This is a genomic window from Streptomyces sp. CA-278952 (assembly GCF_028747205.1).
In the GTDB taxonomy this organism is placed as follows: Bacteria; Actinomycetota; Actinomycetes; order Streptomycetales; family Streptomycetaceae; genus Streptomyces.
This window is the reverse complement of the sequence record NZ_CP112880.1, coordinates 4345994-4367740: the sequence shown is the minus strand read 5'-3', so window position 1 is coordinate 4367740 and position 21747 is coordinate 4345994. Positions and strand designations below refer to the sequence as shown.

Here is a 21747-nt window from a genome sequence, read left to right as displayed (position 1 = left end):
GGCCACGTGAGCGGGGCCACGCCGCCGCCCGCGGGCGCGTGATGTTTGTCATGCGCGCTTCTCCGCCGTCAGGGCGGCCCATCGCGCCGGATCCGTGTCGGGACGCGGCTTATGACGGCGCGTCCGGCGGGGGCCGGCCCCGGTGCGCCATTCCGTTACCCCACCGCGGACCGCTATCGTCCCCGACTGGCGGATCGTCGATCGTCGACCCGCCGCGCCCTCGGGGGGAGGGAAGGAAACTCGAACCGATGCCCGTACCCGTACCGCAGCAGCGCTCCGTTCCCGCTGCGGAGACCTCACACGGCGACCTCACCCTGCTGGTGATCGAGGACGACCCGGCGGGCACCACCATCACGGTCCCCGAACTCTCGGCAGCGGCCGGGACCCGCGTCCGTATCCGTACCGCCCGCAACCTCACCGAGGCCGCGCGGCTGCTCACCGACGACGTCGACTGCATCCTGCTGGACCTGGCGCTGCCCCTCACGGGCGGCGGATCCGGCCCCGGCTCGCCCGTCACGGACGCCGGGACGGCAGGCACCGGCACGTCCGGCGGATCGCAGCCCGAGCTGCCCGAGCTGCCCGAGCCCGTCTCCGCGCGGGCCGACGAGCTGGCGGCCCTCACCCACGTACTCCGCATCGCGCCGCTGCACGCGGTCCTCGCGCTGACCGCGCAGGACGACACGGAGCTGGCGGCCGAGGCGGTCCGGGTCGGGGCACAGGACTACCTCTTCCGGGGCGAGCTGGACGCGCGCGTCCTGAGCCGCGCCATCCGCTACGCCGTGGAGCGCAAGCGCGCCGACATCGCCCAGCACCAGCTGACCGAGTCCCGGCTGCACGCCCAGGAGAACGCCCGCCTGGAACGCGGCCTGCTCCCCACCCCGCTGCTGGACGGCTCCGGCCTGAGCTTCGCCGCCCGCTACCGCCCCGGCCGCAGCCGCGCCCTCCTCGGCGGCGACTTCTACGACGTCGTCCGCACCCCGGACGGCACGGTGCACGCGATGATCGGCGACGTCTGCGGACACGGCCCGGACGAGGCGGCGCTCGGCGTCGAGCTGCGGATCGCCTGGCGGGCGCTGACCCTGGCCGGGCTGTGCGGGGACGAGCTGCTCTCCACGCTCCAGCAGGTGCTGGAGCACGAGCGGCAGAGCGAGGAGATCTTCGCGACGCTCTGCACCGTGGACATCGCACCCGACGGGCGACGGGCCGGACTCTGCCTGGCCGGGCATCCCGCACCGCTGCTCGCCCGCCACGGCCTGCCCGCCCGGCTGCTCCCGTACGAGGACGGCGGCCCGGCCCTGGGGCTGCTGCCGCGGGCCCGCTGGCCGCGCCGTCAGGTCGAGCTGGGCGGCGCCTGGAGCCTGATGATGTACACGGACGGGCTCATCGAGGGGCGCGTGGGCAACGGCGGCAGCGAGCGGCTCGGCCAGGACGGCATGGTCGCCATGGTCAACAGCCGGCTGGAACAGGGGCTGGCGGGCGAGGAGCTGCTGGAGGCGGCGGTCGCCGAGGTGCGGGAGCGACACGGCGGCGAGCTGACCGACGACGTGGCGGTCCTGCTGCTGGGCCGCGACCCGGAGCAGATACGACGATGGGGCGGCAGCGCACCGCGCTCCCACCCCGCGTCCGTCGACCGGCCGCCGTCCCCGTCCGTGAGGGCGGCGAGGGCTCAGCGCCCGCCGTTGTAAGGACCGTACGGACCGTCGCTGCTGGAGCCACCGCTGCGGCCACCACCGCCGCCGCCGCCCGAGACCGCCTTGAGCGCGGGGCGCACGTCGACCATGAACACGATCGACGCGACCACACCCGCGAGCTGCAGGAAGAGCATCGGGATCAGCAGGTTCACGGCGACGGCGACACCGAGGATCACCAGCCAGAAAGACTTCTTCTTCTTGTCCGCGGCACGGTAGGCGTCCTCACGGGCGGTCGCCGCGAAGACGAACGCGACCACGGCCAGCACCAGCATCGCCAGATAGAGCAGCTGGAGGAGCGAGCCGAACGCTGAGAGCAACATGGGGTGTACCGCCTAGTGAGTGGATGAACGCCCTGCGGCCGGAAAGGCCAAGGTACCGGGACAACGAGCCGGCCACCGGTAAAGGTGCCCGCCCCGCGCCCCGGTCACGCGTACCGCTCCCCGCCGCACCCCGGAAGGACCCGTGGGGTCACTCTCCGGCGGTCGGCGGGGTCTTCCTGGCCGCGGGCTTGCGCGGCGCGGGCGCCTTCTTGGCGGGCGCGGCCTTGGCCTCGGCGGACTGCACCGGGGCGACGGGCTTGGCAGCGGCGGGCGCGGCCTTCGTCGCGGAGGGCGCGGCCTTGGTCGCGGAAGGCTTCACGGCCGGCTTCACCGGGGCGGCGGGCTTGGTCGCGGCGGGCGCGGGCTTGGTCGCGGCCGGCCTCGCGGCGGGCGCGGCCTTCGGCTGGGGCTCGGCCTCGACGACGGCGGCGATCTCGACGATCTCCTCGGCCGTCTCCCCGCGCCAGGTCCGTACGGTCTGCTCGCCGTGCTCGGCGACCTTCTCGTACGTCTCCCGGGCCTTGATCGCGTACTCGGCGGCCACGCCCACACTGCGGAGCGCCAGGTCCTGAGCGCTCTCGCCCAGCTTCTTCAGGTCGGCGGCGTCGAGCGAACCGAACACCTCGGTGACCTTCGCCTGCACGGTGGCCTGGGCCTCCTTGGCCTGCGTGGTCACCTTCTCCTGCACGGCCTTGGGGTCGGTGTTGCGCACCGCGTCGATCCGCTCGGGCGCCTCGGCCCGCAGCTGCTCGATCAGCGCCGGAACCTTGCGCGCCTGCTGCACGGCCAGGTCGGCCGTGCCGGCGGCGAAGTAGAGGGGGGTGGGGTCGGTGAGGGTCTTGCGCAGGTCATCGGTGATGGCCATGACTGTGGTCCTCCCGGATCATCAGAACCAGCTGTTCAGCTGTGAGGGTCTTGGTCTTCGGTGGCGTCCGCACCGGCGCCGTCGCCGTTACGGGGCCCGGCGTCGCCGCCCGCGGCGTCGTCGGCGTCGGCGTCCGCTCTCCCGTCCGCGCCGGGGCCTGGGACGAATCCGTTCTCGCGGCGGAAGGAGTCGTAGATCTGCAGCAGCACGTTCTTCTGCCGCTCGTTGATCGACGGATCGGCCAGAATGACCGCCCGCGTCTCCAGCTCCTCCCGCTCCCGCTCGTCGAGGATCCCCGCACGTACGTACAGGGTCTCGGCCGAGATCCGCAGCGCCTTGGCGACCTGCTGGAGCACGTCCGCGCTGGGCTTGCGCAGACCGCGCTCGATCTGGCTGAGATACGGGTTCGACACCCCGGTCGCATCGGCGAGCTGCCGCAGCGAGAGCTGCGCTGCACGGCGCTGCTCCCGCAGGTACTCACCGAGATTGCCGACGTTGAGTGATGCCATGACCCGATAGTGCACACCCTTGCTAACTTTTGCAAGCACATGCTTGCAAAAGTGTCGCGCGCCACCTGCGCTGGGCGCCTGAGCCGCCGACTGACACCGAGCACGTGCGCAGCCGGCCGGCGACGGCCCGACTCCGTCGTCGGAATGTCGGGGCATCATTGCCGCTGTGCATGAGAACGGGGACGAGCGCGTCAGCGCCCGGTACACGCTGACCGAGACCGAGCACGGCCATGTCTGGGGCGTCTGCGCCGAGGCGGAGGGGCTGTTCGGGGAACCTCAGCGTGGGACGTACGAGCTGTTCGGTTGGGTGCCGGAGGTGTCCGGCGTACGCGCTTGGCTCGGCAGCCGGGTGTGGCTGGTGCCGGACGACGAGCCACTCGACGCCTGGCTACTGGAGGACGCAGAGCGCTTGGGGGAACTGCGCGGGACGGACAATCTGTCGCTCACCGGCATGGACGACTGCGAAGGTCCGCCCGAGGGCTACAGAGGGCGCGTCCGCCTGCACGACGGGCACCGCTGGCTGGGCTCCTGCCGGGAGTTCACCCGTATCCTGCCGTCCAACGAGGCGCCACCCCCGCTGGTCCTGCGGGGGCTCGCCCCGAGTGATCAGCTGAGAGCGGCGCTGATGAAGGGGACCCGGCGGGCGCTGGATCTGGAGGAGGCCGCTCTGGAGATACGGGATGGCGAAGGCGAGCTGCTTGCTGATCGACCGCTGTGGGCCACAGTCAGTGGCTGGCGTCCGTCCGCATGCGGAGCAGACCTGATCGACCTGGAGCTCGACGCGGGCCGCTTCACACCCGTTCCCGAATACGCCCGGCCCGTCTGGGAGCGGTGGCTCTCCGGGCCGCCGGACGCCGTGAACGCCTGGGCCGGCCTCGATACCCGCCGCCGCGGGGCCTGGCATGACCTCGTCCAGGAGCGGGCCTGCCTGCGTACCCACCGTGACCGGCCGGCCGGTCACCCCTACGAACTCGACGGCCGGCACATCACCGACCAACCAGCCCTCTACCTGGCACTCGGCGAGGCGGTCAACGGGCCGGGCGGCTACTTCGGCGGCTGTCTCGCCGCCCTTGACGACTGCCTGCGCGGCACCTTCGGCTACACCGCCCCCGCCACCCTGCTCTGGCGAGACGCAGCGACCGCACGCGGGTACCTGTCCCACGCCCTGACACCGGATGGCCAGCCCTACGACCTGTTCTCCGAAGTCCTTGAGTCCCTGGCCGAGGGTGGCATGGATGTCACCCTGGCATGAACCGGCGCCGGCGGGATCTGCGGGGCGAAGACCGCGCTGGACATACTGACTTCCGACCTCGCGGTCCGTCGGGTTGGATGGCGCCGTGGCGAGACGGCACAGGACGAGGAAGAAGCGACCTCCCTTCGGTATACCGCGGGAGATCATCCTGCTGGCGGGGCAGGACGGGTGGCCCTACACGTTCATCGCCGACGACAAGGGTGGTGGATGCGGCAGGTCGCGATGCCCACCGACACAGCCCTCGAGGACGTGCAGACGGCGGTCCTCACGCCACTGGCGGACCTCACCCGCACCTTCCACGGTGTCGAGATCGGCATCGTCTGGCCCCCCTCACGCCAGACTCGTGGGTCGGGCGTATCAGTTCCATCACCGCTGACGGGGTCGGACTCTCACCAGATCCAGCGCCTACTGCGTGGCCGACCAGCTCTGAACCGCCCAAGAGCGGCTCAAGGTTCGCGAACCGCCCAGGAGCGGCCCAGGGTTCGCGGCAAGCGCGCCTTCCCGCCGTCGGATCTTGTTCCGAAGATCGTTCTGTTGGAGGCTGAAGCATGCATACTCAACCGACGTTCATCCTGGTCCACGGGGCCTTCGCAAACTCGTTCTCGTTCGCGCCGCTCCAGGCCGAACTCGCCCTGCTCGGGCACCGATCGGTCGCGGTCGACCTCCCGGGGCACGGATTCGAGGCGACTTCGCCGACGTCCTACCAGGCTCCCCAGGATCTCGCCGCCCTCGCCACGGAGCCGGGAGGCATCAAGGGAGTCACGCTCGCGGACAACGCCGCCCGCGTGATCGACGTCCTCGAACGGGCCAAGCGGAACGGCCCCACCGTCCTCGTCGCCCACAGCAGGGGCGGCATCACGGCCACCGCCGTCGCCAACGCCCGGCCCGACCTGATCGACCGGATCGTCTACGTCTCCGCCTGGTGCCCCGTCGAGCTGGAGGTGGGCGACTACTACGCCCAGCCGGAGATGGCCGACGTCGACGCGGGAGCCCTCACCGCCGCACTCGTCGGGAACCCGGCCGAACTCGGGCTGCTGCGCTTCAACTTCCGCACGGCCGACCCGACAGCGCTCACTGCGCTCAAGCAGGCCTTCGCCGCCGACCTCACCGATGACGAGTTCCGGACCTTCCTCAGCACCTTCCAGTGCGACGAGAACCTCGACGCCGGTACGGCCGCCGACCGGGCACAGGCCACGACCTGGGGCCGGATACCCAGGACCTACGTCCGCCTGGCCGCCGACGCCAGCGTTCCGCCCGCCGTGCAGGACCGCATGATCCGCGAGGCCGACACGCTCACGCCCGACAACCCCTTCGACGTCCGGACGCTCGCCGGCAGTCACCTGCGCTGGCTCGTCCACCCGAAGCCCGCCGCCGAGCTGCTCGCCGACCTCGCGGCGCTCTGACCGCCGGCCCGGCCGAGGAAAGCGGACGCCCCGGGTCCCCGGCCGGGCGCAGGAGCCGCCGGGGACCGAGCGGTAGGCGGGGCCGGTACGGAACTCCGTCCACTCATACGCGTGTTGGGCCCGCCAATAGGCCCGTGGGCCCCTGACCGGGCGACCGCCCGGCCCTATCGTCCATGCGGGTAGGCCCTCGTATCCACCGTCACCACGAGCGCCGTACGCGGCTACCGCAGCGGCAACCGCCCGGTGGCCGACGGCGAGGCGGGCCCGGTGACCTGGCCGGCGCGCTGACCGGCTGACCGCCGCCGAGTGTGGGACACACGGTGACGCGTGACGTCCCGCGGGCCGCCCGCAAGGGCGGCAGTGGTCGGCCATGAACGGTCCGGCGGCCGTTTATGGCCGACCACGTCCCTCCGCCCCCGGCGCACCACGCCGAAAGCCACCGCAGGAGTCCGGTACCGAGCATGTGTACGCGATCCACCACCCGCGACAACGACGCTCCGGCAGCACCTCCCGTGGCCCCTCCGGCCCCTGGGGGGCGCGCCTTCGACGCCGTGCTCTGCGATCTCGACAACGTCGTCCGCTTCTACGACACCGCCCCGCTCGCCGCCCTGGAGCGGGCCGCCGGACTGCCGGAGGGCACCACGACCGGCATCGCCTACGCACCCGAGGTCGACCTCCCGCTGCTCCTGGGCCGGATCACCCCGGACGCCTGGGTGGCGGCCATCGCCGCCGGGCTCGTGGAGCGGGTGGGCGCGGACCGGGCCCGCGCACTGGGCCGGGCACTCGCGGACGCGCCGTTCTGGGCCGACGAGGAGGTGGTGGCACTGCTGCGCCGGGCCAGGACCCACGTCCCCCTGGTGATCGTCACCAACGCGACCCCCCAACTGAGCGCTGATCTAGCCCTGTTGGGCCTGTCCGACCTGGCCGACGCGGTCGTGAGCAGCGCGGTGGAGCAGGTGGCCAAGCCCGACCCGGCGATCTACCGCATCGCGGCCGGGCGGGCGGGCGTACCGCCGGCCCGGTGCCTGTTCGTGGACGACCGACAGGAGAACGTCGACGCCGCCACCGCCCTCGGCATGACCGGCGCCCTCTACCGTGAACCGGCCGATCTGCGCAGGGCGTTGGGGCCGTGCGCAGAGTACGCCGGGGAGCGTGGGTGACGGGCGCCGCGGGCCGGGACCCGGAGGTGCTGTCCGGCGGGCTGGCCAACGCCGGAACCGTCGTCCGTCACGGCGACGCCGTCGAACGCCCCGCCCCACCGCATGCCGCCGCCCTGCACGCCCACCTCCGGGCCCTCCGGGACCAGGGGTTCGACGGGGTGCCGGTACCCCTGGGGGTCTCCTCCTCCGGGCTCCGCGAGCGGCTCACGTACGTGCCCGGCGAGGTCGCCATCGCCCCGCATCCGCCCTGGGCCTGGACGGATGAGGCCCTGCGCTCCGTGGGCGTGCTGCTTCGGCGGATGCACGACGCGGCGGCGGGCGTTCCGTTCGACCGCGCGGCCCACTGGCCCTCCGACCTGGCCGACCCGGAGGGGGTGACGGCTCCCGGCGCGGTGGTCTGCCACAACGACGCGTGCCTGGAGAACGTGGTGTTCCGGGACGGCCGCGCCGCCGCGCTCATCGACTTCGACCTGGCCGCGCCCGGCCGCCCGGTGTGGGACGTGGCCATGGTGGCGCGCTACTGGGCGCCGATGCGGGGCCGCGCCGGCCTCGACCCGTCGCACCGGCTGCGCGTCCTGGCCGATGGTTACGTGCTCGGGCGCGCGGACCGGGCCGCCCTGCCCCGGGTGATCGAGCAGGCCACCGCGGTGTGCCGGGCGTTCGTCGAGCGGCGGGTGGAGCGGGGCGACGCGGCGTACACGGCGGCGTACGAGGAGAGCGGGCGTGCGGTGTGGGACCGGCACCAGACCTGGCTGGCGGACCACCGCCGCGCGCTGACCGCGGCCCTGCTCGCCGCCTGACCACCGTGAAGCGGCCAGGGTCTGCCGCCCGGGCGCACCAGTGAAGGGCGCCCGCCCCCGTACGCCTTCAGCTACGCGGCTGAGGCTCCAGCCCCGTCCGCAACTGGACGAACGCCTGCTCGGCCGCCCGTACCGCCGACGCGTGGACGCCCTCCGCGCTCTCCCCCGCGTCGATCCGCCGCCAGTTCTCCAGGGCCAGGATGCGCAGGACGGCGACGATCTGCCCGGCCGCGAGCCGTGCGGGCAACCCGCCGCCGAGGGCGCGGGCGAGTGCCGCCTCGGAGCGGCCCTGGTAGGCGTACATGCGGGCGACCAGGGACGGCGTTCCGTACAACAGGCGGAGGAACGCGAGCACTTCCGGTACGTCACAGAGCCCGGTCACCGGGTCGCGCCGGTCGAGGCCGTCGAGGAAGTGGCGGCGCAGGGCGTCCAGCGGGCTCTCGCCGGGGGGCCGTTCGGCGACCACCCGGGCGGACTCCTCCTCGTGGTCGGCGAACCGGTGCAGGACCAGGTCCTCCTTGGCGGGGAAGTACCGGAAGAGCGTCGGCTTGGAGATGTCCGCCGCGGCCGCCACCTCCGCCACGGACACCTTGTCGAAGCCGCGCTCCAGAAACATCGTGATGGCCGCGTCGGAGACCGCCTGATAGGTCAGCCGCTTCTTGCGCTCCCGCAGACCGACCGGTGCCGGGGGACGCTCCGACGTCCGGCCGGGGACCCGCACATCGGCCCCGCTCCCGGGCCCGCTCCCGGTTTCCTCTCCGCTCATGACCATGAAGCGTACGCCCCCGCCCTCAAGGGGACTCGACATCGCCGCCGGAGGCGCCGGAGCCGCCGGTCGCCCTACGGACCAGCGCCTCCACCCCGTCCAGCAGCACGCCCATGCCGAAGCCGAACTCGTAGTCCGCCTCGTCCGGCTCGCTCATGACCCCGGTCTCCAGCTGCCGGGTGATCCCCGGGTGCCGCTCGGGGTCGACGAGCCGCTTGAGGGTGCGTTCGTGGGAAGCCATCAACTCCTCGGGCGTGATCCCGCGCGCGGCGACGGCTGCCGCCAGGTCGCTCATCATCAGCGCCTCGCTGCGCACGAAGTTCGAGACCAGCAGGATCACCGAGGTTTTGTCACCTTCGCCGAGACGGCTGCCCCCCAGCGCCTGGAGCCCCTGCTCCCACCACGCGATCGAATTCGGGGTCGCGGGCGGGCCGCCGATGGGGATCCGGAGCGCCCAGAGGTGGGCGTGGTAGCGCTCGCGCTGCGCGGAGGCCCATTCGGTGAGCGCCGCCCGCCAGCCCGCACCGGCCTCCACTGAGGAGAGGGGCTCCGGCGGGCCGATGGCCGCCTCGTGCATCAGGACGTACAGCTCGTCCTTGGCGGAGACGTACCGGTACAGGGACATCGTGGACGCGCCGAGCTCCTGGGCGACCCGGCCCATGGACACGGCCGCGAGCCCGTCCGCCGCCGCGACGCCCACCGCCGCGGCCACGATCCGCTCCAGGCTCAGGCCGGGCTTCGGGCCCTTGGCCGGGCGGCCCCGCAGCCCCCAGGCCGCCTCCAGGCTGGCCGGCAGGTCGCCGCCGCCCGCGCCGTTCTTCTCCGCCACCGCATCCCCTTCGCCCGACAACCCGGCATCCCGACAACGGGACATCCCGGCATCCCGACAACTCGGCCCTGCCGCCGCCCTGCCGCCGCCCTGCCGCCGTCACGCCCCGCGCCCCCGTGCGCCTTGACCCCATCCTAGAGATGCGTAATGCTTACGCAGTAACGCGTATGACATACGCAGAAGGAGGCCCGACCGTGACCGGTCCGACCGGAACCACCGACAGCGGCAGCGACGGCAACGCCGTCGGCACCGACGCCATCGAGGCGTACGGCCTCACCAAGTCCTACGGAAAGCCCGCCGTCCGGGTCCTCGACGGCATCGACCTCCAGGTCGGGCGCGGCACCGTCTTCGCCCTCCTCGGGCCGAACGGGGCCGGCAAGACCACCACCGTGCGGATCCTCGCGACGCTGACCGAGGCCGATTCCGGCTCCGCCCGCGTCGCGGGGTACGACGTCGTCGCCGAGCGGAGCGCGGTACGCAGGTCGATCAGCCTCACCGGGCAGTTCGCCGCCGTCGACGAGACCCAGACCGGCGAGGAGAACCTGCGGATGATGGCCCGGCTCACCGGGCTCTCCCGGGCCGACGCCCGGCGTCGGGCCGGGGAGCTGCTGGAACGCTTCGACCTCACCGCGGCGGCCCGCCGCCCCGCCCGGACCTACTCCGGAGGCATGCGCCGCCGCCTCGACCTGGCGGCCGGGCTCGTCGGCTCACCGGAGCCCGGGGTGTTCTTCCTGGACGAGCCGACCACCGGCCTCGACCCGCGCAGCCGCCAGGAACTCTGGGAGTTCGTACGGGGGTTGGCCGCGAGCGGGGCGACCGTCCTGCTCACCACCCAGTACCTGGAGGAGGCCGACCGCCTCGCCGACCGGATCGCCCTGCTGAACCGGGGCCGGATCGTCGCCGAGGGCACCGCCGCCGACCTCAAGTCCCGCGTCGGCGGCCACCGTCTCGACCTGGTCCTCACCAGCAACGAGGCCTACCTCCGGCTGGCCGGCCGGGCCGTCCACCACTCCCCCGAGACCCTGACGCTCGGTCTCCCCACCGACGGCTCGGCGGCCCAGGTGCGCGCCCTGCTCGACGAGATCGACCCGACGGGCCACGCGATCGAACGCTTCAGCCTGCACAGCGCGACCCTCGACGACGTCTTCCTGGACCTGACCTCGAAGGCCTCGAAGGCCTCGAACGTCGCGAACGTCGCGAACGTCGCGAACGTCTCGAAGGCGCCCACGACTCCGGAGGCATCCACCCATGTCTGACACCGCCGTTCGGCGCGGAACCCCGGCCCGGCACACCGGCGGGGCCGCGCTGCGCCCCGACCCCGGCCCCGGGCCCGGTCCGCTTACCCACACCGCCGTCATGGCCGCACGCGCCCTGCGCATCAGCAGCCGCAACACCGACGCGCTGATCACGTCCCTGGCTCTGCCGATCATGCTGATGCTGATCTTCGTCTACTTCTTCGGCGGCGCGATCGACACTGGAACGGACTACGACTCGTACGTCATGTACGTCGTGCCGGGCGTCCTGCTCCTGTCCGCGGGGTTCGGCGCCGCGACCACCGCCACCGCCGTCAGCGAGGACATGAAGGGCGGCATCATCGACCGGTTCCGCTCCCTGGACGTGGGCGGTACGCCGGTACTGGCCGGGCACGTGGCGGCCAGCACCGTCCGCAACCTCTGCGCCACCGCCCTGGTCTTCGGCGTCGCGCTGCTGATCGGGTTCCGCCCCGCCGCCTCCTGGGGCGGCTGGCTCGTGGTGGGCGTCGTGCTGGTGGCCTACATCGTGGCCCTGTCCTGGATCTCGGCGGCGATCGGCCTGCTGGCCCGGACCCCGGAGGCGGCGAGCGGCTTCACGTTCTTCATGTCGTTCCTGCCCTACCCGAGCAGCGCGTTCGTCCCGACCGAGAACATGCCGGACTGGCTGCACGGCTTCGCCGACCACCAGCCGATCACCCCGGCGATCGAGTCCCTGCGCGGGCTGCTGCTCGGCCAGGAAGTGGGCAACACCCCCTGGATCGCGCTCGCCTGGGCCGCGGGGATGCTCGCCGTGGCGATCGGCGTCTCGGGGACGCTGTTCCGGATCCGGACCCGCTGACCGCCGGCTCCGGACCCGCTGCCCACCGGCTCCGGGACGGCTGACCACCGGCTCCGGGCCGGCTGACCACCGGCTCCGGGCCAGCGGTACCTGTCCCGGTCCGGTCCCGGCGGCAGCGGACCGGACTCAGAACACGTCCGGGCACCACGGCCGCCGGCCCGTACGGAACACGGCGTCCACCGTCGTCGCCGCACCCGCCCGCAGCTCCTCGGCCCGGTCCAGGTCCACCAGCCGCCGCGCGGACTCGTCGCCCAGATACAGCGTCGCCAACTCGGCCACGTCCAGGGCCAGATCGGCGCTCCGGGTGGTCGGGACGCACCGGGCGCCGGAGGCCGAGGCGTCCAGCAGGAAGCGGCCCCCGGCCAGCCCCGCGTCGTCCCGGACGTCCAGGACGAGCGACGCCTCGGTGCCGTAGGTCCGGGCCTCCAGGGCGCGCGGCACGTCCAGCATCCGCAGCCACAGCCAGTCCGTGTCCGTGATCATCCGGGCCGCGCGCGGGTCGGGCAGCAGCAGCGGAAGCAGATCGTCGGGGGCGCGGTGGCCCGAGCGGACCGTGGTGACCCAGTCGACCGAGCAGAGGTAGTGCCACAGGGCCCGCTCGGCCGCCGGGTTCAGCGCGATCATGTCCCGTACGGTGGCGGTGTTCCGGGGCTGCATGGCGTCGCCCCACTCGTCGTCCACGCCGTACGTCATCAGGCCGTCGATCTCACCGTCCGCGGCGCGGTGCACGACGTAGAACGGCTCGGTCCACTTGTCGTGCGCCGGGCGGGGCGCGACCCCCGTGCGCAGCCGCCACCAGCGCTCGTCCCGGGTGACGACGCCGGGCTGCCGGGCCGCGAACGCCGCATGCACCTCGGGGCCTATCTTGCGGATGTCCGCGCCGTCCACCATCTCGATCCGGCCGCCGCCCGCCGGCTGTCCCGAGCGGCGCGGATCGAGGCCGGCCCGGTGCACGGAGACCTCCCACACGGCGTTGCGGGCGGCGGGGCCGAAGCCGTACCGCCCGTAGATCGGGTACTCGGCGGCGATCAGCGAGGCGACCAGGTCGCCGCGCTCCTTGGCCGCCGCCAGGTCCGTCGCCATCATCCGGCTGAGCAGTCCGCGCCGGCGGTGCGTGGGCGTCACCGTGACCGCGGTGATCGCGTCGGCCGCCACGGTGGCTCCGCCGACGACGGTCAGTTCCTGGGCGAACGAGCGGAACGTCGCGACGCAGCGCCCGGCGTCGAAGACGCCCTGCGCGCGGGAGAGGTCGACATCGGCGAGCCGGTCCGCGACGAGTTCCTCGCCGGGCCCCTTGCCGGCGGTCAGGAAGCCGGTGCCCACCGCCCTCATCCACTCGGGGAACTCGGACGCGGTGACGTTACGGACATCGAGGCTCATCCCTTCACGCTAGACAGGCTCCCCTCAGAATGTCGCGCGAATTTCCCCGACCTCCGCCGCCCCGCCCAGCAACGGCGCACGCCCGATCCGGGCGACCACGGGGGCGTCCACGCCCAGCAGCTCCAGGGCGCGGGCCAGCACCGGGCCGAGCGCCCGGGTGGCGCCGTCGTCGATCTTGAAGGCGAGGGCCCGGCCGTCGGCCAGCGCCACCGCCTGGACCGCCTCGGCGCCCATCTTGGAGAGCGTCCCCGGCACCTCGCGCATCAGCCAGGTGTCCGGACGCCGGGTGCCCGCGACGTACTCCGGGTGGGCGCGCATCGCGTCCGCGACCCGGCGCTCGGCGCTCCCGGGCTCCGCCAGCACGAAGGACCGGAAGGCGCGGGCCAGGCCGGTCAGCCCGATCGCCATCAGCGGGGCCCCGCAGCCGTCCGTACCGAGCGCCGCGACGGGCTCGCCCGCCGCCTCGGCGACGACCTGCCCCACGAGCCGCTGGAGCGGGTGGGCGGGGTCGAGGTAGGTGGCGGTTTCCCAGCCGTTGCGGACGCAGACGGCCAGCATGGCCGCGTGCTTGCCGGAGCAGTTCATCGTGATCCGCTCGCGCACGTTCCCGTTCGCGAGGTAGGCCTCCGCCTCCACCGGGTCCAGCGGCAGGTCAGGCGGGGTCTGGAGGTCGGCGGTGCTCAGCCCGTGCTCGGCGAGCATCTCCCGTACGAGGTCGAGGTGGAAGGGCTCCCCGGAGTGGCTCGCGGCGGCCAGCGCCAGCCGTTCGCCCGAGAGGTCGAGGCCGGCCCGCAGGATCGCGGCGGCCTGCATCGGCTTGTTGGAGGACCGGGGGAAGACCGGTGCCGCCGGATCGCCGATCGCCCGCTCCACGCTGCCGTCGGCGGCCAGCAGGACCAGCGAGCCCCGGTGGTGCCCCTCCGTGAAGCCGGAGCGCACGACCTCGGCCAGGACGGGCGGGGCGGGGGCCGGGGCGGAGGATATGGCGGGCGGGGCGTCGGTGGACGTCATGGTGGCCTTCCGGGGACGGGGGTGCGGGACCCGCGCCCGGAAGGGTCGCTTCAGGCGAGCAGGTCGTCTACTTGTGCTTCCCCGTCACGGTACCTGCGGGCGATCTCCGCGCCGCAATCGTCGGCGGTGCGCTGGAGCTGGTGACGGCGGCGGGAGACCTGCTGTTCGTAGCGGACGAGCCGCCCCATCGCCGTGTGCAGCTCCTCGTCCGTCCGGGCCTCCAGGTCGGACAGCTCGACCTCGGCGAGGTTCTCGGCGGCGAGCTGCCGGAACTCGTCGCCGCGCGGGGTCGTCAGCGTGACGTGCCGCGCGGAGGTGCGGTGCCGGGACGGCGCGTCGGCCAGGATCTCCGAGAGCCGGCTCACCACCGCCGCGTCCTCCACCGGGGCTTCCGAACCCCGGCGGCGGGCCAGTTCGGCGCGGAGGATGTCGATCCGGCCCTGCACCAGCCGGCGTACGTAACTGAGATCGGCCTCGTCGCGCTGGGCGTCCCTGCGCAGCGCCCGCAGCTCCGGCAGCCGCAGCCCGCCGAAGCCCGCGTCGCCGCCGGCCTGCTCGGGCACGGCGGCGGCTGCCGCGGGCGTCGCGGGTGGCGGTACGGGACCCTGCCCCGGCAGACTGCGCTGTACGGGCGACCGCAGGGTGCTGGTGCGGTGACGTTCGCCCGGTACGGCACCGGGAGATTGTCCGGCTCCATAGGTACTCATGCTGTTCCGTCCCCTCGACCGGTGCGTCGGCACACCGACATCGTGCATCGTGCCACTCCGCACGGTGCCGATGCAGGTGCTCTGTACCCGTTCAGCCCAAGATAGGTTGGTCTGTATGCGTGCAGTGGTACAGAGAGTGGACGGTGCGAGCGTCTCCGTCGCGGGTGCGACGGACGGCTCCTCGGCCCCCGGAGTCGTCGGGGAGATCGTCGGCGAGGGCCTGTGTGTGCTGGTCGGGGTCGCTCATGACGACACCCCGGAGAAGGCCGCGCAGCTGGCCCGCAAGCTCTGGTCGGTGCGCGTCCTGGAGGGCGAGAAGTCCTGTTCGGATGTGAACGCCCCCCTCCTGGTGATTTCTCAGTTCACTCTCTACGGGGACGCCCGCAAGGGCCGCCGGCCCACGTGGAACGCCGCCGCTCCCGGCGAGGTGGCCGAACCCCTGGTGGACGAGGTGGTGGCGCGGCTGCGGGCGCTGGGGGCGCAGGTGGAGACGGGCCGGTTCGGAGCGGACATGCGGGTCTCGCTCACGAATCACGGCCCGTTCACGGTGATCATCGAGGTGTAGCCGTACGCGGAGTGTCCGGGACAGCCCTCAGGGCTCGACCACCGTCTCCTGGGCGGCCGCCGTGTCGCCGGCGAGCAGCTCCGCGTCGACGGCCACGTTCCGCTTGACCAGGGCGAGGGCGATCGGGCCCAGCTCGTGGTGGCGGGCCGAGGTGGTGATGAAGCCGAGCTGGCGGCCCTCCTGGCCGTCGGCGGCCAGCCGCACCGGCGTCCCGTGTCCGGGGAGGTGCACCTCGCTGCCGTCCAGGTGCAGGAAGACGAGCCGGCGCGGCGGCTTCCCCAGGTTGTGGACGCGGGCGACGGTCTCCTGGCCCCGGTAGCAGCCCTTCTGGAGGTGGACGGCGCCGCCGATCCAGCCCAGCTCGTGCGGGATGGTGCGGTGGTCGGTCTCGAAGCCGACGCGCGGCCGGTGGCCCTCCACGCGCAGCGCCTCGTACGCCAGGATCCCGGCGGCGGGGCCGTGGGCGGCGGCGTACGCCTCCAGGCCGGCGCGGGGCAGGAACAGGTCCCGGCCCTGCGGGGTCTCCCGTACGGCCGCCCCGTCCGGGACCTCGGCGATGGAACCGGCCGGGAGGTGGACGACGGCGGTGTCGCCGGTGCGGTCGGCGACCTCGACCCGGTAGAAGAACTTCATCGACTCCAGGTACGCGATCAGCTCGCCCTGGGTGTCCGGCTCGACGTGCATCCACACCGTCGTGCCGTCGTCGACCAGATACATCGCGTGCTCGATGTGCCCGTTGGCGGTCAGGATGAGCGCCTCGGTGGCCTGGTGCGGGGCGAGGTCGCTGACGTGCTGGGTGATCAGCAGGTGCAGCCAGCTCAGCCGGTCGTCGCCGGTGACGGCGACGACGCCCCGGTGGGAGAGGTCGACGAAGCCGTTGCCGTCGGCCAGCGCGCGTTGCTCGCGGAACAGGTCGCCGTAGTGCGCGGCGACGCCTTCGTCGCGGCCTTCGGCGGGAACGGCACCGGGCAGGGACAGCAGGGGGCTCTTCATGCGCCCAGCCTACGACTTGGCGGGGGCGCCCTTCGCTGGCGTGTTCGCACCCGCGTCGGCGGTCCGGCCGCCGGTCCCGCCGGAGGCACTGTCCACGACCCCGCCCGCGGCCTCGTCCGCCACGCCGTCCACCGCCGCTTTCGCGGCCGCGCACCCCGCGCAGCGGCCGAAGATGGCGAAGTGCTTCATGTCCGTCTCGAAGCCGAAATCGGCGCGCAGCTTCTCGGTGAAGTCGGCGACGACGGAGAGATCCGCCTCGATGACGTCCGCACAGTCCCGGCAGACCAGGTGAATGTGGTGGTGCCGGTCGGCCAGGTGGTACGTGGGGGCGCCGTGCCCCAGATGGGCGTGGCTGACCAGACCGAGCTCCTCCAGGAGCTCCAGGGTCCGGTATACCGTCGAGATGTTCACGCCGGACGCGGTCCTGCGCACCTCGCACAGGATGTCGTCCGGGGTCGCGTGCTCCAGGGCGTCGACCGCCTCCAGGACGAGCTGACGCTGGGGCGTCAGCCGGTAGCCGCGCTGCCGAAGATCGGTCTTCCAGTCGGTGCTCACCACACGCCCAGTGTAGGGCGGGGCGAGCACCGGGCAGCAGCCCCGGCCCCGGGCGGGCTTCCGACGGGGGAGATTCCCTGCCCGAGGAGTCCCTGCCCGGGGAATCCCTGCCCCGGGAATTCCTGCCCGCGGAATCCCTACTTGAAGAACGCGATGCCGTCGTCGGGCATGTCCTCGAGGTTCCGCGCCATCTCGGCGACCTCCTCGGGGGTGACGACCTTCTTCAGGTGCGCCGACATGTACGGACGCAGCTCGACCTCGGGGGTGGCCTTCTCGCCGACCCACATGAGGTCGCTCTTGACGTACCCGTAGAGCCGCTTGCCGCCGCTGTACGGGCCGGAGGCCGCCGTGCGGGCCACCGCGTCGGTGACCAGGTCGATCTGCGGCTTCTGGTGGGCCAGCTCGCCGTACCAGATCTCGATGACGCCCTGGTCGCGGGCCATGACGACCTCGACCTTGCGGTCCTTGTCGATGCGCCAGTAACCGGTCTCGGTCTCCAGCGGCCGGACCTGCTGTCCCTCGTCGTCCAGGACCCAGGTGTGGGAGACGTACTCCAGGAAGTCACGTCCGTCGTGGCTGAAAGTGACTTCCTGGCCGAAGTTGCACTTCTCGGCGCCGGGGAAGTCGGACACGCCCGCGCCCGCCCAGTTGCCGAGGAGGAAGGCCAGCGGGACGAGGTCCGGGTGGAGGTCGGACGGAATCTCGATCATGAGCGGCTCAGACGATCTGTGAGGGTGCGAAGGGTGGGCGGGAACCGTGGGGACGGCGAAGGTCAGCGCTGGCCCTGGTACAGCTTCTTCACGGTGATCGCGGCGAAGGCGGTGACGCCCACGCAGACCAGGATCAGCAGGGCGGAGAAGAATGCCTCAAGCACAGGGGGCTCCTCGTGACGAGCGGGTGGCGGCGGCGACAGGACCGGGCCCCCAGCCTAATGGGTGGGGGCCCGGCCTTCTCGTCCAGGTGTCGGCCGCAGGCCGCCGCGGCGGCCCTCAGGCGAGCAGCTGGTTCTGGAGGATCAGCGTCTGCTGGAAGGGAACCCCGTCCGTCTCCCGCTTCCCGGAGCGCTCGTGCACGACGAGGGCGAGCGTGTCCCCCGCCAGGGTGTACGCCTGCCGGACGTGCTCGGCCCCGAAGGGCGCCTGCTCGGTGAAGACGAACGACGAGGTGTTCTCGAAGTCGTTCTGCGAACTCCAGGAGCCGTCGATCTCGGTGGTGTCCGTGCGGTCCAGCGGCGTACCGGCCGAGGAGCCCACGTTCAGGTCGTCGAGCATGCCGCTCGCGAACGCCGTCGAGGTGAACCGCACCAGGTAGATCCGGGACGTCGTGCCGTCCGGCATCGTCCAGCCGCGGGCCGCGATGTGGCGCGGCGCCGCGTCCTCGATGAGCTGGGCCACCGACTGCCGGTCCTGCTGCCGGTAGGCGTCCAGGAACGTCTCCGTGGAGATCCAGCCGCCGGGCAGCTTCTTGTCCGGCACCGCTCCGGCGGGGGCCGGCAGCAACAGGTCGCGCAGGTCGGCGTGGTGGATCTCGGCCGGGTTGCCGGCCCCGAACGGCCGGGGCGAACCGGCCGGGAGCGCGGGCAGGGACAGCTTCGGGTAGTCCCAGCGGCCGTCGTCCTCGGTGGCGAGCCCGGGGACGTCGGTCCGCTCCAGTGAGGCGATCCCGAAGGCCGTACCGGTGCCGAGCACCCCGAACGCCAGCGCGGCGGCGGTCCACCGGCCCACGGCGCGCAGGACCCGCCGGGGCGGCTTCGGCGACGCGCCGGGCGCCTCGGGTGCCTCGGGCGGGAGGACGGGCGGCGCGAACACGTTGACGGAAGGCGGTGCTTCGGGCATCGCGGGCGTCCCGGTGGTGGTCCCAGAGGTCACCGTCTGCTCGCTCATATGTACTCCCCCGGGGACGCGATGTGGTCGAGCTGGTCCTTCACCAGGTCCGCGACGTCCGACGGGCTGAACGGCTTGCTGCCGTTCGCGTCGACGGTGACCGAGACCTCTCCCTCGTACGCGATGCAGGTCATGCCGTCGAGGGTGCCCTTGTCGCCCTTGGGCAGCCGGTAGCAGGTGGCCTTCTTGTGGCCGTCGATCGACGGCCCCTTGCGGAAGACGTCGAAGGAGTCCATCAGCTCCTTGCGGTTCACGTACGACGTGCGGACCGCCCGCTTGTCCCGCATCTTCATGACGTGGACGTTCACGACGAGGTCGTGGGCGTCCGAGGTGTACGAGCGCTGCGCGATACCCCGGATACGGAGCTTCTCGACGTACTTGTTCAGTTCGCGGCGGTCCTTCCCGGCCAGGCCGCGCCCCATCTCCTTCATCGCGGCGGCGGCCTTGGCCCCGCTCGTCTCGCTGTCGTTGCCGAGTTCGCCGATGTCCGGGCCGAGCCGGTAGCCCTTGGGCACCGGAAGCAGGAGCTTGGTCAGCTCGGTGTCGTGGCGGCCCCGGGCCGGACCGCCCGCCGAGTCCTCGCCGGAGGGCGCGTGGTCCACGTCCAGGACGGTCGTGGTGACCGTCCGGTCCGCGGTGTCCACGGTGTTCTTCGTGTAGGCGGCCGCGCCGCCGACCGCCCCGAGCACCAGGACGACGGGCAGCGCGGTCAGCACCACCTGGCGCACCCGGCGGGCGGGGGCGGGCACGGGCGCGAGGTCCTCGGCCGACCCGGTCGGGGCTGTCGGGCCGGTCGGGGCTGTCGGGCCGGTCGGGCCGGTGACGGGGTTCGTGTCGTCGTTGTTCACAGCCGCTCCAGCTGTCGCTCGGCCAGCGTCCGGATGTCCTTCTTGCCGATCGGGACGGTGTCGAAGATGTTGATGTCGAGGACGAGGTCACCGCGTACGGCCAGGGCCCTGGCCCGGTAGGACGGGAGGTATCCCGCCTTCCGCTCGACCGGGTAGAGGAAGTAGCGGCCCTCGCGGCTGCCCTTGACCGGGTCCCCCGGGTTGCCCGCGCCGTCCTTGTCCCACGGCATGTACATCAGCTGGTCGCCGAAGTGCTCCGCCGCGCCGTGCCGGTCACCCGACCGGAACTGGAGCAGCTGGACACCGGTTTCCCGGTACTTCCCCTGCCGCCACGCGACCGAGGCAACCCGACGCAGATCGAGCTCGGAAAGCGACTCGAACATGAAGTGCGGGTCCTCGTAGTACGCCTCGGCGTACTGGTCGATCGGCAGCCAGCCGTTGTCGAGGCCCAACTCGTCGGTGAGCGTCTTCTTCGCCCCCTTGGGCCGGTCGACGAGCAGCTTGCGCAGGTCGCCGTCCGTCCTGACCTGATGGTCCTGGGCCGCGGGCAGCGGGGCCGGAGCCCGGTCGGCGGACAGCGGCTTCGCCGGGTAGCCGAGGCCGGGCTGCGACAGGGCGGCCAGTGGCGTCGGCGCCCGTTCGGCCTGGATGCCGTAGCCCACGGCGGCCCCGCCCGAGATCCCGAGCAGCGCGGCCGCCGCGATGATCAGCGTCGTACGTCCGCGCGGCCGGCGGCGTACGGGCTCGTCGCCCGCGGCAGCCGGCTCCGTCGGCACGGCCGGCGCGAGTGGCACGGCCGGCACGGGCGCGGGCCCTTCCGGCGCGGCAGGAATGGTGTCGTTCGGTTCCAAAAGGGTCCCCCCAAGAGACCTGAAGCGCGGGTTCCCTTACCTGCGCGCACAAGTGACCCCCAGGTCAGCAAGGAGGTTGTGTCCTGGACGATTACAGTTCGGCATATGCCGAAGAAGCTTGTGATCAAGGTGACCGCCGGGCCCGAGGCCGCCGAGCGCTGCTCCCAGGCCTTCACCGTGGCGGCGGTGGGCGTCGCCAGCGGTGTGGAGGTCTCGCTCTGGCTGACCGGCGAGTCCTCGTGGTTCGCCCTGCCGGGCCGGGCCGCCGAGTTCGAACTGCCGCACGCGGCCCCGCTGCCGGACCTGCTGGACTCGATCCTGGCGGGCGGCCGGATCACCCTGTGCACCCAGTGCGCGGCCCGGCGCGACATCGGCGAGAAGGACGTGCTGGAGGGCGTGCGGATCGCGGGCGCGCAGGTCTTCGTCCAGGAGGCCATGGCGGACGGCGCCCAGGCGCTCGTCTACTGATCGGACGACCGGGCGGGGGCTCCCCCGGCTCAGTGGCGCTTCCTGCCGTCCAGTTCGTCCCACCACGCGTCGGACTCCGGGTCGCCGGACGGGTCGTCCCACCAACGGTCCTCCGGGCCCCGCCGGTTGGCGACCACCGCGGCGACGGGCGGGATCACCATGGCGACCACGCACATGCCGACGGCGACCGGCATGGACCACAGGCGCACCACGGCCCAGGCGGACACGAAGAGCGCGACGCATCCGCCCATCATGAGGAAGTAGTTCCGCCTGCGTCGGGCGTACATGCCTCCAGCGTAGGACTCCCCCGGCCGCCCGCCCACCCGGCGGGAGCCCCCGGACGGCACGAAGGGCCGCACCCCGCGTCAGGTGGCGTCCAACCCCCTGGGGTGCGGCCCTTCGGCCGTTCTGCGCGCCGTACGGAACGGCGTGCCGCGGACCGTTACGGATCAGCGGCGTGCCGCGGATCGTTACGGATCAGACGGCGTGCCGCGGATCGTTACGGATCAGACGGCGATGGCTACCTCGGAGAGCCCGCCGGTCTGCGCGACGACCGTGCGGTCGGCGCTGCCGCCGGGAACCAGGGCGCGGAGCGTCCAGGTGCCTTCGGCGGCGTAGAACCGGAACTGTCCGGTCGCCGAGGTCGGGACCTCGGCGGTGAACTCGCCGGTCGAGTCCAGCAGCCGCACGTAGCCGGTGACGGGCTCGCCGTCGCGGGTCACGCTGCCCTGGATGGTGGTCTCACCGGGCTTGATCGTCGAAGCGTCGGGGCCACCGGCCTGTGCTCCACACATGGTTCT

General features: G+C 72.8%; 25 protein-coding genes. 9 read left to right on the top strand and 16 right to left on the bottom strand.

Features of this window, described 5'->3' with window-relative positions:
- Positions 1-248 precede the first annotated feature (248 nt).
- Positions 249-1685 carry a PP2C family protein-serine/threonine phosphatase gene (locus tag N7925_RS19560; RefSeq protein ID WP_274344619.1) on the top strand — a complete coding sequence of 479 codons (1437 nt, stop codon included), beginning with the start codon at positions 249-251 and terminating at the stop codon, positions 1683-1685.
- Here the strand turns inward: N7925_RS19560 and N7925_RS19555 are convergent.
- From N7925_RS19555 to N7925_RS19545, 3 genes are all read right to left on the bottom strand, one after another.
- Positions 1667-2011: a DUF2516 family protein gene (locus tag N7925_RS19555; protein WP_265600830.1), complete on the bottom strand. Its 345-nt coding sequence runs from the start codon at positions 2009-2011 to the stop codon at positions 1667-1669. The genes N7925_RS19560 and N7925_RS19555 overlap by 19 nt on opposite strands.
- A 148-nt stretch (positions 2012-2159) precedes the next feature.
- Entirely contained in the window at positions 2160-2876 is a 717-nt protein-coding gene (locus N7925_RS19550; protein WP_274344618.1) for a hypothetical protein, read from the bottom strand.
- 35 nt (positions 2877-2911) lie between these two features.
- Positions 2912-3385 carry a helix-turn-helix domain-containing protein gene (locus N7925_RS19545; RefSeq protein WP_265600828.1) on the bottom strand — a complete coding sequence of 158 codons (474 nt, stop codon included), beginning with the start codon at positions 3383-3385 and terminating at the stop codon, positions 2912-2914.
- A 154-nt stretch (positions 3386-3539) separates the two neighbouring features.
- Between N7925_RS19545 and N7925_RS19540 the strand changes: the two genes are divergently transcribed.
- The 4 genes from N7925_RS19540 to N7925_RS19525 all read left to right on the top strand — a co-directional run bounded on the left by N7925_RS19540 (position 3540) and on the right by N7925_RS19525 (position 8000).
- The gene (locus tag N7925_RS19540; protein ID WP_443032350.1) at positions 3540-4637 is read left to right on the top strand and encodes a barstar family protein; all 1098 of its coding nucleotides are present in this window, start codon (positions 3540-3542) and stop codon (positions 4635-4637) included.
- A 548-nt stretch (positions 4638-5185) separates the two neighbouring features.
- Complete coding sequence (locus tag N7925_RS19535; protein ID WP_274344616.1) at positions 5186-6040, top strand: alpha/beta fold hydrolase; 855 nt, start codon at positions 5186-5188, stop codon at positions 6038-6040.
- A gap of 461 nt (positions 6041-6501) precedes the next feature.
- Positions 6502-7200 carry an HAD family hydrolase gene (locus tag N7925_RS19530; RefSeq protein ID WP_274344615.1) on the top strand — a complete coding sequence of 233 codons (699 nt, stop codon included), beginning with the start codon at positions 6502-6504 and terminating at the stop codon, positions 7198-7200.
- Positions 7197-8000, top strand: coding sequence for a phosphotransferase (locus N7925_RS19525; RefSeq protein WP_265600824.1), 804 nt, complete (start codon positions 7197-7199; stop codon positions 7998-8000). Before N7925_RS19530 ends, N7925_RS19525 begins: the two co-directional genes overlap by 4 nt.
- A gap of 67 nt (positions 8001-8067) precedes the next feature.
- Here N7925_RS19525 and N7925_RS19520 read toward each other — a convergent pair whose 3' ends face one another.
- Entirely contained in the window at positions 8068-8772 is a 705-nt protein-coding gene (locus N7925_RS19520) for a TetR family transcriptional regulator (protein WP_274344614.1), read from the bottom strand.
- A gap of 19 nt (positions 8773-8791) precedes the next feature.
- Positions 8792-9595, bottom strand: coding sequence for a TetR/AcrR family transcriptional regulator (locus tag N7925_RS19515; RefSeq protein ID WP_274344613.1), 804 nt, complete (start codon positions 9593-9595; stop codon positions 8792-8794).
- A 194-nt stretch (positions 9596-9789) separates the two neighbouring features.
- Here N7925_RS19515 and N7925_RS19510 point away from each other — a divergent pair, with 194 nt between their 5' ends.
- Together N7925_RS19510 and N7925_RS19505 are read left to right on the top strand one after the other, a co-directional pair.
- The gene (locus N7925_RS19510; RefSeq protein WP_274344612.1) at positions 9790-10851 is read left to right on the top strand and encodes an ATP-binding cassette domain-containing protein; all 1062 of its coding nucleotides are present in this window, start codon (positions 9790-9792) and stop codon (positions 10849-10851) included.
- Complete coding sequence (locus tag N7925_RS19505) at positions 10844-11686, top strand: ABC transporter permease (RefSeq protein ID WP_265600820.1); 843 nt, start codon at positions 10844-10846, stop codon at positions 11684-11686. The genes N7925_RS19510 and N7925_RS19505 overlap by 8 nt, the downstream gene beginning before the upstream one ends.
- 126 nt (positions 11687-11812) lie before the next feature.
- On the opposite strand, the gene N7925_RS19500 is transcribed toward N7925_RS19505, so the two are convergent.
- From N7925_RS19500 to N7925_RS19490, 3 genes are read right to left on the bottom strand one after another with little or no spacing between them, the layout of a single operon-like run.
- The gene (locus tag N7925_RS19500; RefSeq protein ID WP_274344611.1) at positions 11813-13066 is read right to left on the bottom strand and encodes a GNAT family N-acetyltransferase; all 1254 of its coding nucleotides are present in this window, start codon (positions 13064-13066) and stop codon (positions 11813-11815) included.
- A gap of 24 nt (positions 13067-13090) precedes the next feature.
- Positions 13091-14077, bottom strand: coding sequence for an asparaginase (locus N7925_RS19495; RefSeq protein ID WP_274344610.1), 987 nt, complete (start codon positions 14075-14077; stop codon positions 13091-13093).
- 50 nt (positions 14078-14127) lie between these two features.
- A complete protein-coding gene (locus N7925_RS19490; RefSeq protein ID WP_274344609.1) occupies positions 14128-14784 on the bottom strand; it encodes an RsiG family protein in 657 nt (218 codons plus the stop codon).
- A gap of 115 nt (positions 14785-14899) precedes the next feature.
- Here N7925_RS19490 and dtd point away from each other — a divergent pair, with 115 nt between their 5' ends.
- Positions 14900-15349, top strand: a complete 450-nt coding sequence (gene dtd / locus N7925_RS19485) for a D-aminoacyl-tRNA deacylase (protein ID WP_265600816.1) — start codon at positions 14900-14902, stop codon at positions 15347-15349.
- Between the two features lie 27 nt (positions 15350-15376).
- On the opposite strand, the gene ygfZ is transcribed toward dtd, so the two are convergent.
- The 6 genes from ygfZ to N7925_RS19455 all read right to left on the bottom strand — a co-directional run bounded on the left by ygfZ (position 15377) and on the right by N7925_RS19455 (position 20431).
- Positions 15377-16342, bottom strand: coding sequence for a CAF17-like 4Fe-4S cluster assembly/insertion protein YgfZ (gene ygfZ, locus N7925_RS19480; protein WP_265600815.1), 966 nt, complete (start codon positions 16340-16342; stop codon positions 15377-15379).
- Positions 16343-16351: 9 nt separating this feature from the next.
- Positions 16352-16900 (bottom strand): Fur family transcriptional regulator, encoded by a 549-nt coding sequence (locus tag N7925_RS19475; RefSeq protein ID WP_274344608.1) that lies wholly within the window; start codon positions 16898-16900, stop codon positions 16352-16354.
- Between the two features lie 134 nt (positions 16901-17034).
- Positions 17035-17607, bottom strand: a complete 573-nt coding sequence (locus tag N7925_RS19470; protein ID WP_274344607.1) for an FABP family protein — start codon at positions 17605-17607, stop codon at positions 17035-17037.
- A 279-nt stretch (positions 17608-17886) separates the two neighbouring features.
- Positions 17887-18780: a hypothetical protein gene (locus N7925_RS19465; RefSeq protein ID WP_265600812.1), complete on the bottom strand. Its 894-nt coding sequence runs from the start codon at positions 18778-18780 to the stop codon at positions 17887-17889.
- Positions 18777-19628: a hypothetical protein gene (locus N7925_RS19460; protein ID WP_274344606.1), complete on the bottom strand. Its 852-nt coding sequence runs from the start codon at positions 19626-19628 to the stop codon at positions 18777-18779. The genes N7925_RS19465 and N7925_RS19460 overlap by 4 nt, the downstream gene beginning before the upstream one ends.
- Positions 19625-20431, bottom strand: coding sequence for a hypothetical protein (locus tag N7925_RS19455; protein ID WP_443032205.1), 807 nt, complete (start codon positions 20429-20431; stop codon positions 19625-19627). The genes N7925_RS19460 and N7925_RS19455 overlap by 4 nt, the downstream gene beginning before the upstream one ends.
- A gap of 153 nt (positions 20432-20584) precedes the next feature.
- Here N7925_RS19455 and N7925_RS19450 point away from each other — a divergent pair, with 153 nt between their 5' ends.
- Entirely contained in the window at positions 20585-20947 is a 363-nt protein-coding gene (locus N7925_RS19450) for a DsrE family protein (protein WP_012380275.1), read from the top strand.
- A 29-nt stretch (positions 20948-20976) separates the two neighbouring features.
- Here the strand turns inward: N7925_RS19450 and N7925_RS19445 are convergent, their stop codons facing one another.
- Together N7925_RS19445 and N7925_RS19440 are read right to left on the bottom strand one after the other, a co-directional pair.
- The gene (locus N7925_RS19445) at positions 20977-21234 is read right to left on the bottom strand and encodes a DUF3099 domain-containing protein (protein WP_274344605.1); all 258 of its coding nucleotides are present in this window, start codon (positions 21232-21234) and stop codon (positions 20977-20979) included.
- Between the two features lie 219 nt (positions 21235-21453).
- Positions 21454-21741 carry a DUF1416 domain-containing protein gene (locus tag N7925_RS19440; protein WP_003968135.1) on the bottom strand — a complete coding sequence of 96 codons (288 nt, stop codon included), beginning with the start codon at positions 21739-21741 and terminating at the stop codon, positions 21454-21456.
- Positions 21742-21747 lie beyond the last annotated feature (6 nt).